The organism is Streptomyces bullii (genome assembly GCF_042657145.1).
GTDB lineage: Bacteria > Actinomycetota > Actinomycetes > Streptomycetales > Streptomycetaceae > Streptomyces > Streptomyces bullii.
In genome coordinates this window covers 229,344-241,764 of record NZ_JBHSNY010000009.1, presented here as the reverse complement: position 1 = coordinate 241,764, position 12,421 = coordinate 229,344, and the positions used below count along the sequence as shown (strand labels likewise).

General features: G+C 68.5%; 10 protein-coding genes and 1 pseudogene. 3 read left to right on the top strand and 8 right to left on the bottom strand.

Going from position 1 to position 12,421, the window contains the following annotated elements; translation table 11 throughout:
- Positions 1-340: 340 nt before the first annotated feature.
- The 3 genes from fxsT to ACFPZJ_RS26125 all read right to left on the bottom strand — a co-directional run bounded on the left by fxsT (position 341) and on the right by ACFPZJ_RS26125 (position 5,428).
- Positions 341-2,833 (bottom strand): FxSxx-COOH system tetratricopeptide repeat protein, encoded by a 2,493-nt coding sequence (fxsT, locus tag ACFPZJ_RS26135; protein WP_381026269.1) that lies wholly within the window; start codon positions 2,831-2,833, stop codon positions 341-343.
- A gap of 723 nt (positions 2,834-3,556) precedes the next feature.
- Positions 3,557-4,642, bottom strand: coding sequence for a hypothetical protein (locus ACFPZJ_RS26130; protein WP_381026267.1), 1,086 nt, complete (start codon positions 4,640-4,642; stop codon positions 3,557-3,559).
- Positions 4,643-5,017: 375 nt separating this feature from the next.
- The gene (locus ACFPZJ_RS26125) at positions 5,018-5,428 is read right to left on the bottom strand and encodes a winged helix-turn-helix transcriptional regulator (RefSeq protein ID WP_381026265.1); all 411 of its coding nucleotides are present in this window, start codon (positions 5,426-5,428) and stop codon (positions 5,018-5,020) included.
- Positions 5,429-6,154: 726 nt separating this feature from the next.
- Here ACFPZJ_RS26125 and ACFPZJ_RS26120 point away from each other — a divergent pair.
- Both ACFPZJ_RS26120 and ACFPZJ_RS26115 read left to right on the top strand, forming a co-directional pair.
- Positions 6,155-7,000 (top strand): SDR family oxidoreductase, encoded by an 846-nt coding sequence (locus tag ACFPZJ_RS26120; protein ID WP_381026263.1) that lies wholly within the window; start codon positions 6,155-6,157, stop codon positions 6,998-7,000.
- 183 nt (positions 7,001-7,183) lie between these two features.
- Positions 7,184-7,402: a hypothetical protein gene (locus tag ACFPZJ_RS26115; protein WP_381026261.1), complete on the top strand. Its 219-nt coding sequence runs from the start codon at positions 7,184-7,186 to the stop codon at positions 7,400-7,402.
- Positions 7,403-7,836: 434 nt separating this feature from the next.
- Here the strand turns inward: ACFPZJ_RS26115 and ACFPZJ_RS26110 are convergent, their stop codons facing one another.
- From ACFPZJ_RS26110 to ACFPZJ_RS26090, 5 genes and pseudogenes are all read right to left on the bottom strand, one after another.
- Positions 7,837-8,571 (bottom strand): hypothetical protein, encoded by a 735-nt coding sequence (locus tag ACFPZJ_RS26110; RefSeq protein ID WP_381026258.1) that lies wholly within the window; start codon positions 8,569-8,571, stop codon positions 7,837-7,839.
- 410 nt (positions 8,572-8,981) lie between these two features.
- A pseudogene (locus tag ACFPZJ_RS26105) lies at positions 8,982-9,155 on the bottom strand (transposase); the annotation flags it as partial.
- Positions 9,156-9,210: 55 nt separating this feature from the next.
- The gene (locus tag ACFPZJ_RS26100; protein ID WP_381026256.1) at positions 9,211-10,188 is read right to left on the bottom strand and encodes an NAD(P)-dependent alcohol dehydrogenase; all 978 of its coding nucleotides are present in this window, start codon (positions 10,186-10,188) and stop codon (positions 9,211-9,213) included.
- On the bottom strand, positions 10,185-10,466 hold the full coding sequence (locus ACFPZJ_RS26095; RefSeq protein WP_381026254.1) for a helix-turn-helix transcriptional regulator: 282 nt from the start codon (positions 10,464-10,466) through the stop codon (positions 10,185-10,187). Before ACFPZJ_RS26095 ends, ACFPZJ_RS26100 begins: the two co-directional genes overlap by 4 nt.
- A complete protein-coding gene (locus ACFPZJ_RS26090; RefSeq protein WP_381026251.1) occupies positions 10,418-10,876 on the bottom strand; it encodes a hypothetical protein in 459 nt (152 codons plus the stop codon). Before ACFPZJ_RS26090 ends, ACFPZJ_RS26095 begins: the two co-directional genes overlap by 49 nt.
- A 255-nt stretch (positions 10,877-11,131) precedes the next feature.
- Between ACFPZJ_RS26090 and ACFPZJ_RS26085 the strand changes: the two genes are divergently transcribed.
- Positions 11,132-12,412, top strand: coding sequence for a cytochrome P450 (locus tag ACFPZJ_RS26085; RefSeq protein ID WP_381026248.1), 1,281 nt, complete (start codon positions 11,132-11,134; stop codon positions 12,410-12,412).
- Positions 12,413-12,421: the final 9 nt, after the last annotated feature.

Here is a 12,421-nt window from a genome sequence, read left to right as displayed (position 1 = left end):
GCCGCAGCCGCTGGGCACCCTGCTCCAGCCGCTGCGGCTGACCGGAGCCGTGGCAGCGTTGCCCACCACCGGGGTGCCGTGTACCCGCAACGGCGTCAGCGTCGACGGCGTCCGACCTGGCGCAACGGCTCGTCGACCTCGGCGGCCCAAAGCTGGCGGCCCTGACCGAACCCCAGGTCACCTTCTTCGAACTGCCCGTCAGGCACGGGCGAACGCTCGGTGAAGGTAGCGGTGGGGGGCGGCTGCGTGGCCGGGGTGGGGCTGGCGGGTGCGGCTGGCCGCGACCGCACGAGCCTCGATGCTTCGCTGCCCCGGAAACGCTGGAATCCGTGGAAGTCAGTCAGCCTCGACGTGGCCTCTGTTCGCGTTGCCACTGCCGCAACGTGGCAGCCATCTTCACGGTCTCGGGATGCGATGACGAAAACAGCCGACGGCGATCGGCAACAACCATGTCCAGCAGGGCGATCGCCTCCGCTCGGCTGCCCGCCTTCCAGTAGGCGTTGGCGAGATGAGCCCGACTGGCGACAGTGCTGGGGTGCTGCGGGCCATGAAGGCGCACCCAGTCGGCGACGTTGGGCTCCAGAAGGGCGATGGCCTCTCCGCTGCGCTCATCCTGCAAGTAGCAAGCGGCAAGGCTGCCGCGTGCGGCGAGGGTCTCCGGGTGGTCGGGGCCGAGCTGACGTTCGCGGTCGGCGATGACCCGCTCCATCAGACGGATCGCCTCCTGGGTGCGCCCGGCGAGATGGTAGGACTGCGCCAGGACGTAACGCACGGTGAGAGTGTTCGGGTCGTCAGCGCGACCACGGCCGGTATTGATGCGCTCCAGCAGGCGGATGGCCTCGTCGGTGCGGCCCACATGCCAGTAACAAGGAGCGAGGTTCACCAGGGAGTTCTCGAAGTCAGGATGGCCGGCGCCGAGATGCCGCTCGCGGTCTGCAGCGACCTGCTCGAGTACGGCGAGGGCCTCGCTGATGCGACCAGCCTGCTGGTACGAAACACCGAGGTTGGCTCGCGCGATGAGAGTGGCCCGGTGCCGGGTGCCGAGCTCCTGCTCGCATTCCTCGAGGCCACGTTCCTGCAGTGCGATAGCGTCTCTGATGCGGCCCACCTGTCCATAGGCGGAGGCCAGGTTGTTGCGGGCCAGCAGGGTGTGGCGGTGCCCCTGGCCCAGCCGCCGTCCAGCCCGTTCGGTCAGGTCCTCCCAGTAGGCGAAAGCGGTGGTGTAGGCGCCCGCGTCCAGCAGGCTCTTGCCCGCACGCCACAGCAGCAGTCGGGCATCATCGTCGGCCCAGACGGTGTCCTCGGCGCATGCGGCGACGGCACTGGTATTGGCGCGTAAGACGGCAGCGAGGTCGGGATCAGTCTGGTCCAGCTCCGGCCACAGCTCCTCCAGCGCTTCGGTGGTCGCTCTCACGGTGGCGGGCAGGTCCCGGCCGGGTACCGTCTCGCGCGCGGCCCGGGCAGTCAGCGCATGCAGCCGGACCGCGCGCCGGCCTTGGGTCGAGTCGTCGGTGATCAGGCCGTAGCGGTGAAGCAGACGCAGCACGGCGCGTACCTGCTCGGGACCGGTTCGGGGCCGCAGCAGGCGTCGGCGCGGTTCGCGGTGTGCGCGCAGGTAGCGGAGCACTGCTCTGCTGTGCCACAACTCGCGCGGGTGGCCTGCAGGATCGAGGTGAGCGATCAGGCGCAGTGCGGGCACCGCGAGCCCGACCGGGTCGGCGGCCCGGGCGGCGTCCAGGGACAGCAGCAGCGCCGCGGCGACCTGTCGCCCGTACCCCTCGGTATCCGCGCTGGCCGGAAGCACTTCGTCCAACAGCCGGTGGCGATCTTGGAACAGCCGCAGGTACTGCTCGCACGCCACATCCTCATTGATCATGTAGGCGGCGGCGTGTGACAGCGCCAGTGGCAGCAGCCCCAGCGCGGCCGCGAGGTCGGCCAGCGTCCCGTCCTTCAAGTGGTCGGCACCCGCCTCTGCCAGCCGGCCCTCCAGATAGGCGACGGCCTCGGCCGGGGTGTAGCTGTCGACTTCCACTACCGTGCGGCCACCGCCGGACAGCACGGCATCCCGGCGGCGGGTGGTGGCCAGCACGCGGCCGCGGCCGCGCAACGATGCCGGGGGCCACCAGGCCGCGAGGGCGTCAGGGTCGGCCACGTCATCCAGTACGACCAACCACCGGCGCCGGGTACCAGCCAGCCAGTCCAGGAAAGCCCGTGCGTCGACCTCGGCGTCCTGCCCGTCCGCACCGCGTGCGCCCACCCGGCGGGCTGCACCGGCATACTCGGCGACCACCTGGCCGGGATAGGCCGCATTCACCCACACCACCAAGTCGGTTCCCCCGTCGAGCGCTTCCCAGGCCAGCTTGGCGGCAAGCTGGGATTTGCCCACTCCGCCACCGCCGCGCAGCACCTGGGTGAGAACCACCGTGGCGTGCCGGTTCCGTGCCGACTCAATGCGTTCCCGAACCTCGGCGCGTTCCTGAAAGGGCGATGCGGGCGTCGGCGGGTTTCCCACCACCTGCGGCCATTGAGGCGGCTCGGAGGGAGCCTGCACGACAGTGACGTCGCCAGCACCCGAGATGGCCACGGAATTGGGGCCGCTCGCACTGGCATTCCCTGTACGGCGCACCCAGGCGCCCCGGCCTACCACGGTGCCTCGCAGGCCGGTCACCGCAGTGGCGCCGTCTGTTGCCCGGGCGTCTCCCGTGTGCGCCGTCACTGCGAACGGGTCGCCGGACGGTGTGTACGGCGGGACGGCAGACTGCTTGTGCAATCGCCCGCTGCCTGCCGCCTTGCCGCCACCCTTGCGTTTGCGGCCGCTGTTACCGCGTCCCATGCGTCTGCCTGACCTGTCCACCGCCCGCCTTACTAGCCGAAGTCAACGCCAGTGCTGGCACGGCTGCCTTCACCACGTGCGACAGCGTCACCGGTCCGCTTGGCCCGCGCCGATCCACCCGGTGCCCCGGTCGGTCGACGCACACCAGTGGACGCTGTTGCCCCGTCCTCGGCCTCTGCCCGCCCAGTGGCTACTGCGACGTTCCGGTCCCGGGATCGCAGCGCGGATCCGGAACCGGCCGACTCCCGCTGGATCAGGGCCCACACCAACGCCGCCACCCCTGTGGCCGCCTGCACCGACGCACCGACCAACTGCCCCGCGTCCGGATTGCCCAGCAGCCACACCAGCGGCGTGGAGACAATGACGAGTACGGCAACGGTCAGCACCGCTGCTTTCGTGCTCCTCGACACGACACCGCCCTTCGTACGGCGGCCCGCTGGCCGCCACATGGAGCCCAGAATTACCAGACCGCCGGTGCGCCTGCGCCGCTTTCCGACAACGGCACCACACGTCGGTCGGGGTTCGTGCTCGCGTTGGACACGCTTTCGCCCGTGGGAAGTCCAGCGTGACTGCCGCCTCGAGGGGCGACGGCGTTCACGGCATCGCCGGCCTGCACGGCCCCACCCTCGCCGGACGACAAAAGACAGGCAGGTGTCGGTGTACGCGGTTATGTGCTCAACCGGGTACGCATGAACGTGCTCAACGCGCTCGCCGGTACCACGGCTACAGGGCCCAGACGTGAAGGGCGTTCTCGGTGTCGGACACGGTGTACCAGGTGCCGTCGCCCAGCGCCTGTGGCAGGCCGGATACCTCGAAGGGGTAGGTGAGCCGGTCGGTCAGCCGCATGCGGGCCGTGTCGACGAGCCAGTGCCGGCCGGTACCGAACTCCTCGTCGCTCTCGACTGTCCCCACGACGACAGTGTCCTCGTTGAGGAAGCCTCCCCCATAGTCGAAGAACGCCTGCGTCTCGTCGTCCTCGAACGTCCCGGAGGGTTCGCTTTCGACCGAGGGATGCCGGGGGACCGCGACCGCACTCAGTTCGGCTTCCACCGCGCCGTCGCTGACCCGATGAAGGGCCACGGTGTCCTGATCGTGGGTGACGGTGAGCAAACGGTCACCGGTGGGGCTCACCGCCAGCAGGACGCGGTTCTCGCCGCCGAAACTGTCGACGGCAAGTGTGTCGCCGTCCCAGCGTCCCCATCTCAGCGGGGAGCCCTCTTGCCCTTCGCCGATCGTCAGACCCATCTGGTTGGGGTCCGGGTGCGGAACGTGGAAGGAGCCCGCGGCTGCCGTATGTGTCCGGGCACGTGCGAGCACCGTGCCGTCCCCAGCGTTGATGACCAGCCACTCTTCTGTCCCGCGGCCGCGGTCGGGCTGCTCGTGTGCCAGGGGGCCGCGGATGTGAGCCCACACGAGCGTCCCGTCCGCAGAGAAACCGGCCGAGCCGCTGCTCGCGTACCGATGGTCGCGCTCGTCTGCGTATTCGGTGAACGCTTCGTGCCCTGCACAGCCTCCCCAACAGCGGTGCCGCAGCTCCCACTGCACGTTCCCCGCCTGGTCGACAGCCTGTAGCGCGTGCGGACCTGTGAAAACGGCCAGATCACCTGCAGGGGACACCGCGCATCGTCCGAAGCGGCGCGGCCAGGGGGCCGGAAAGCGGACGGTCGAGGCCGCAGCCGAGGGCTTCAGCTCCTGCACGACCAACTCCGTGTCCCCTCGCTGGATAAGCAGCCGCGTTGCGGGCCGGGAAACCAGGCAGGGAGCGGCGTCGGCTCCCGAGAAGGCCAAAGGGGCGGCGAGCGTGGTCACGAGGCGAGCAAGCTGCGGCACGGTGGCTCCGAAGGACGAGGGATTCTTACCGGACCCTACGACAATGCGCGGGAGCAGCATTGACAGGCCCTTGACCTGATCACCTGTGCGGACGGGGATACCACGACACCAGGGAGGAGCCGGTTCCTCCATAGTCGCCTGGACACATGCAGGTGTACGCCGACAGCAGGTCACCCTGCATGACGTAGATCATTCGCAGTGGGCGATGTCATGCTCGACGCAGATCCGACGTGAGGCCCGCCGCCGCGAACGGCTGCGCGAACCGTTCCCCGCTACGCCGCACCCCGTCGGCATGCGCCCGCCCCACCATCCCGGCAGCGTGCCCGGACGTCCGCCAGCCGGATGGGTCCACCCCTACCGACCGGCGGGACGCTGCTCCGCGGCATCGAACTCCTGGCGGGCCTGCTCCACCTTGGCCAGGTTGCCTTCTACCCACTCCGACAGCGTGGCGAAGAGCGGCGCCAGACTGCGTCCCAGGTCACTGATTTCGTACTCCACCCGGGGCGGGACCTCCGGGTGGTAGGTACGCACGATCAGACCGTCGCGTTCCAACTGCCGCAGCCGCTGGGTCAGAACCTTCGGCGTGATCGTGGCGATGGTGCGCTGCAACTCCATGAAGCGCTGCCTGCCGTACTCGTTGAGAGTCCACAGGATCGGGGTGGTCCAGCGGCTGAAGACGATGTCGAGGACCGGTGCGATCGGGCAGGCCTGCTCGGGCTGCACGAACGCCGCATGGGCGCGGCGTGCGTCGGCGGTCTCGACCATGGAATACCCCCCGAAAAGTCACGGTCCAACAAGCATCGACTGTACGCGTCTCCTGATCTGCGTCTGCTCGCCACGGGGAGAAGGCTGGGCTTTGCCGGGCGGGGCCCGGACCGATCTACGGAGCTGACCACGCGGGCGGTCCGAGCGCTCTTCCTCGCCACCGCGACCTCGGCCTCCTCGCCCTCCTCTCCGGAAGTGACCAGCCCAGGCCGTCGATCACGACCGATGGTCCGCACCGTTCGGTACTCGAACGCGTGGTAGTGGAGGGCAGGCGGATCCGTCTCGGGTACGCGCACGTCCCGGCGTCATACCGGGAGCGGACCGTTCATCCATTGGGCCTTGAGCCAAGACCGGCCACTTATCTCGCCGCCGCCACGGACCGCGGACCTTCCGCCTGGTCCGCGCCCTTTCCCTCAAGGCCACCGGCGCCCGAGGAACGGCCGGAAGGGCTTCGAACTCGCCACCGCGTGGCGCTTGCTCGCCTGCCGCCTGGACGAGCGCACGCTGGCCGCGACCGCCCAGGCCGGGGCTGAGCCGGACGCCCCGCTCGCCCGCCCCAGTAGCCGCTGCGGATAGTCACTTTCCCCTAGGTACCTACTGTGTCGCGGCTGTTAGCGTCACGGACGTCGCGGCGAGTGACGTTGCTTGGCAACGACGTAACCGCATTCGGCGACCCTGTTCAACAGGCCTCCGTCACCACGGCACCACACGACTCTGGGGGACATCATGATCTTAGTAACGGGCGCGACGGGGAACATCGGCCGGCCGCTCATCTCGATGCTCGCGGCGGCCGGCGAGCAGGTGACGGCCGTCTCCAGGAGCACGCCGAACTTCCAGCTCCCCGGGGGCGTCATCCACAAGCAGGCAGACCTGGACAACGCCGAGAGCCTCCGCCCCGCACTCAAGGGCGCCGAGGCGATGCTCATCCTGTTGGCGGGGCAGCTCAACGCCTTCGGCGAGAGCCCGGAGTTCCTCCTCGACGTGGTGAAGTCCAGCGGCGTGGAGCGTGTCGTCCTGGTGTCCTCGCAAATCGTCGGGACCCGCCCCGACTCCGTCTCGCACGGCCGCCTGCGCCAGTTCGAGGAGACCATCCAGCAGTCCGGTCTCGAGTGGGGCATCCTGCGCCCGGGCGGTTTCGCCTCCAACGCCTTCGCGTGGGCCGAGTCCGTCCGGACGCAACGCACGATCGCGGCGCCCTTCGCCGATGTCGCCCTGCCGGTCATCGATCCCGTCGACATCGCCGCGGCCGCGGACGTCGTCCTGCGTGACGGCAAGCACTCCGGCGGCATCTACGAACTGACCGGTCCGGCGGCCATCACGCCTCGCCAACAGGCCGAGACGATCGGTCAGGCGCTGGGCGAACCGGTCCACTTCGCCGAACTGACGCGCGAGCAGGCTCGGGAGGGCATGCTGCGGTTCATGCCCGAGCCCGTGGTGGAGGGCACGCTCGACATCCTGGGCGCGCCGCTGCCGCGCGAGCAGCAAGTCAGTCCGACCGTCGAGCAGCTGGTCGACCGGCCGGCCCACTCGTTCGGCGAGTGGGTGGCGCGCAACGTCACGGCCTTCAAGTAATCCGATCCGGCCCCTCCAGTCCGAGATAGCCGGGTGTCCGCCAATACCTGCCGACGGGCACACGGCCGATCGGTCGCCTGAGGAGAGGGAGGCATACGGTGTACGAAACGTGCAGGCCCCGGCGCATCGCCGACCACGCAGACTGAGCCATCCACGGCCGAGATGGGCCGGCACTCTGGGCAATTGCGCAACGTGCTGCCAGACATGGAGCAGCTCGTCACCGCCCTCTCCGCACTGAGCGAGATGCTGCGGGAGGCGGCGCCTCAGAGTTTTCACTTCTCCCAGCTGCACAAGTCCGACCTGCATCTTCGCCAGGTGGAACAAGCCTGGCACGTTAAACGCATCAACAGCTCATGTCCGGCGGCTCGTGACAGCTCCGCGGGCCGGCCCCGCGTGAGGTGAGGACCCCGATCGCTGGCCCCGGAAAGCTGTCACCCTGGGGTACGTAGGAAGGACGTCGGTGCCGTGCAAGGCCGATGGGACCCCGCCGACAGGTGTGGGACGTCCACAGCCTCCGGACGGCCTCGCTGGCATGTCTGGACGGAGATGCCGGCCGAGGCCCGGCTGCCGCCGGACGGGCGTCTGGACTGGAGCGTTTCGGGCGAGCTGTCTGCCGCGCGGCGGTCCCGGCCGACGGCGCGGGGCAGCGGCAGAGGGCGGACGGAACTGGAACTCACCGACCCGGGCCGACCCTGGCTCAGCACGGTGGAGAAACGCAGGCGGCGCAAGCCACGAGCATCGGCAGCGCCGGAACAACCGGTCGTAAGGGACAGAGCCACGCTCGGCCCGCGAGCATCCCAGTACCGATGGGCCAGCAGCTGGCGCGTGGTTGTCGTTCAGCTACGGGGCCGCCCGAGCCCACGCACCCCGCTGACGAGTACTCCGACAGCGAAGACCAGGACGAGGATGAAGATGGCGACACCAAGGACGTCCTGCAGCCCGCTGGCCAGGCCGCTGTAGCCCACGTCCACGCCGAAGACCAGAGAGCAGGCGCCAGCGGCACAAGCCGTCAGGCCCAGCCAGCCAGGGATCTGGCGAGTGACGAGAATCGCGGCCCCGAAGAGCGCGAGGGTCAGCCCGAGCAGGATACGGAAGTAGCTTTGGAATCCCCATTCCAGCCAGCGAACGGTTTCGGCGTTGGCGAAGCGGACAGCCTTGTCGCTGCCCGACGCGCTGACCCATGAGTCGACGGCCTGCTTCAGTCCCACGCCGTCCAGCCCCTGCAGGACAGCCCAGATCGCGGCAGTGGCAACAGCTGCTGCCGCCGCGAGCTGCGCAAGCAGCGAAGGCCCGTCGGCCGCGCGCAGGACGCGGTACAGCACCAGCAGGCCGCCCAGCGTCACCAGGACGCCGATGAACTGGCCTAGATGAACAGCGACCCAGGAGCTGCTGTCCGCGTACTTGGTGAAGATGGCCGGGTGGTCGTCTTCCTCGCCTGAGGGATGAAGTGCGGCGGTCAAGATGACGTTGAGAAGGAAGCCCCCCACCATGAGACCGCCGGCGATCGTCAGCCTGCGCAGTGGAGGATCGGCCGTGTCCGCCCCTTCGCCACCCTGCACATCCGGAGTCATGAGCAGTCCCCCATCACCTCGATGCCACCACCGACGTACTTGAGGATCACCAGGAGCGACGGCTGTCTCAGGACACGCGGCTCCGCTTCACCCGAACGCGGGCCGATCTCGACCGATTACAGCAGTGTGGGTTCTGCTGAGCTCAGTGGCTCCCTGGAGCCGGGGGCTGGCTAGACCGGAGCTGGAAGGCGTCGTGAGTGTCCCGCTCGACGAAAGGATCGTGTGCGTCAGACGCGGGCACCGCCCGTGTTCCGTAACAACGGCAGGATCTGCCCGGTCAGGTCATCAGCGCGCCATCAACGGCCAGCGCCCGCCCGGACGGACCCGCCGGTGCACAAGGTCTTCCCCGACGACGAGTCCGAGGCCGATGAGGCGTCGAAGGGCGAGCGACGGTTTGTGGCGCTGGATGGCTGCGGCAAGTCCCGCACGGGAACGCCGGTGCGGACCCGGAACAGGGTCCCGTTTGCCGCCGTCCGATGGTCGCTCCACCACCTGCCCTGGCGGCCGGACTTCGGCAGATCCGGCGCCAGCCGCGTGCACTCGTCGTTCGTCAGACCGCCCCGCCCACGAGCAGAAAAATGAATCAGTCATCAAGTGACAGCGTGATCGGCCGGACAGGCCTGTTTCATCTGGTTGCTGTCAGACGGTGACAACGAGCTTGCCGCGTGTGTGGCCCGTTTCCCAGTGACGGATGGCGTCGGGGGCCTCGCTGAGGGGGTACGTCCGGTCGACGACCGGTGTGATCTGGCCGGCTTCGATGAACTCGGCCAGGGACTGGAGGATGTCCGCCTGGGGCTCCTTCACGAAGGGTGCGCGCAGGTTCTGGCCGACGAACGGGGACAGGGCCAGCGCTCCGAGGGCGCGGTGCAGACCGCCGAGCCATCGCCCTCCGCCTTCTCCTCCGACGATGACGAGGGTCCCCCGGGCGGTAAGCCCGCGCCGCAGGTGGGACAGCGGTCGGTTGCCAGCGGTGTCGAGGATGAGGTCGTAGTGGCGGCCGCCGCCGGCGAAGTCGTCACGCGTGTAGTCGATGACGTGGTCCGCGCCGAGGGAGCGGACCAGTTCGGTCTTGCCGGTGCTGCAGATGCCGGTGACCTCCGCGCCGAAGACCGCTTTGGCCAGCTGTACGGCGTACGTCCCCACGCCGCCGCCCGCGCCGATGACCAAGACCTTCTGCCCCCGCTGTATCCGCCCCTGCTCGCGCAGGCAATGCAGAGCGGTGAAGGCGGAGATGGGGACGGCCGCAGCCTGCTCGAAGGTGGTCCTGGACGGTTTCGCCGCCAACCTGTCCTCCCGGGTGCACGCGTATTCCGCGTACGATCCCTCGCAAGTCCCGAAGACCTCGTCGCCGGGTGCGAAGCGGGTCACGTTCCTGCCGACAGACTCGACACGGCCCGCGACGTCCCATCCGCGTATGCGGAGCTTGGGCTTGCGCAGTCCGAATCCCATGAGGCGTATGGGGTACGGCAGGCCCGTCATGAGGTGCCAGACGCTGGGATCCACCCCGGCTGCCCGCACCCGTATGAGGACCTCATCATCACGGGCCACCGGCTTGTCGATGTCTCTGAGTTCCAGGACATCGGGCGGGCCGTACACGTCCTGGACGATTGCCTTCATGGTGTGTCTCCTTCTTCTTCGTCCACGTACTGGAACACGTTCTCGAGCGGGACCTTGAACACCCGGGCAATCTGGAAGGCCATCTCCAATGAGGGCGAGTAGCGGCCCTTCTCGATGGCGATGACGGTCTGGCGCGTCACGCCGATCCGGTCGGCCAGTTCCGCCTGTGTCATCTCACCGTGCGTGAACCGAAGACTCCGGATGGAGTTGGTGACCCTGGTCGTTCGCCTCACCAAAGCTGAAAGCCCCAGCGGTAGGCGGCGATCTTCGCCGCGCATCCGACGCTCGCCGAGAGGGTGAATCCGGCGTAGAGGACGTTGGCGATCCAGAACTGGTCCACGTCGGCCAGTGCCATCCCCAGGGCCGCGACTCCTCCCAGAACAACGAACGACTGACCGATGTACTCCCCGAACCCGTGGATCTCACGGTCGCGTTGGTCTCTCCTTCCGGCATCCTTCGGCGCGCCGATGGAAACGGCGATGCTGAGCACGATCGATGCCGCGATCGAGATGCCCACGGTCCAAAGCAGCGTCGATGCGTAGGACACCTCGGCCAGAGGAGTGTTGTCAGCGGCTCGAGCCAGGATGACGGCGAGGTAGGCCGCGTACGTTCCGATGGCGAGCACGGCGATGATCCACGCTCGCTTCTCTTCGTGTGTCACCTGCGAAATGTAAAGCAGATCAGACACTGTGTAAAGGTTACTTGACATCACCGCTGCCGCTTCGGTTGTGGGCTGGCGACCCTCCGCGCGCACGGAACCGGCGCCGATTGCTCTGACTCCGCGCCCAACGCTCGAATCGCCTATCCGGCAGCGGAGTCATACGCCGGGCCTACCGACGGGCCGGGAAGCCGGCGTCGTGCGCGCGTGCGTGCAGGCGGCCAGCACTTGGACAGAAACTCAGAACCAGGCAGAGGTGCTGACATACGACGCTAGCGTGGGGCGATGCACACTCCCGCATCCCTGCTGCTGGCCGGCCGGCCTCGCGTCCAGGCACGTCTCTACGACTTCTACGAGGAGCTTCGTAGCGCCGACGAGCTGTTCTGGGATTGCCGTCTGGACGCCTGGGTCGCGACCGGCCACACAGTCGTCAGTAACGCCGCCGGTGATCCACGACTGTCCTCCGTGCGCTATCCCGACATCGACGCCGTTTCCGAGGAACTGCGGCCGCTGGCCCGGGTCCTGAGTCGGCAGATGGTCTACAGCGACGCCCCGGACCATCCCCGGCTGCGTGCCCTGCTCAGCAAGGCCTTCACTCCCCGGGCAGTAGAGAAGCTCCGCGACCGGATTTCTGAGGCTGTCGAGCGGATCATCGCGCAGGCAGCGCCGAACGGTCAGATGGACATCGTCGCAGACCTGGCCCGCCCCTTGCCCCTGACCATCATCTGCGACCTCCTCGATGTACCGGAACAGGACCGGCCGGCTCTGGCTTCCTGGTCCGACCCGGTAGCCGCGGCCATCGGCAGCTCCCGGCTCGACGCCGACCAGAGCCGTGCCGCCTCGCAGAGCATGGCAAGCATGCTCGCCTACCTCCGTGACCTCCTCATGTGCCACGGCATGCCGCCCGCTCCCCACACCCTGCGTGCGCTCCTGAGCGCAAAGGAGCACAGCGCGGACCAGGAATTCGACGAGCTCCTCGCCAACTGCGCGCTGTTGCTGATTGCGGGCCATGAAACCACCACCCACTTCATCGGCAACGCCGCACTGGCCCTGCTCCGCCACCCGCACGCAGCCGACCAGCTACGCCGTCGGCCCGACCTGATGCCCGCCGCCGTCGAGGAACTCCTGCGCTACGACAGCCCGGTCCAGCTCATGCTGCGCCGCGCACGACATGAGCTGGACCTGGCGGGCCGCACCATCGCCGCCGGACAGGTGGTGCTCCTCGTGTGTGGGGCTGCCAACCGGGACCCGGCCGTTTTCCCTGATCCCCACGTTCTGGACTTCCAGCGGCCCGGAGGACGGCACGTCGCCTTCGGGCACGGGCCGCACTTCTGCCTCGGCGCCGCACTGGCCCGATTGGAGGGTGCGATCACCCTGGAAGCACTCCTCACCCGGCTTCCCGATCTACGGCTCGGCGACACAGCGCCGCAGTGGCAACGCAGCCTCAACTTCCGTGGGCTCACCCACCTGAACGTCGCCTTCACTCCTTTCTCCCCCGACCACGTCACCGTCACTCAGGCCACCGCGGCCGACGATGCCTCATGCGGCCGCGGCCTCACCCAGTGACGAATGCCT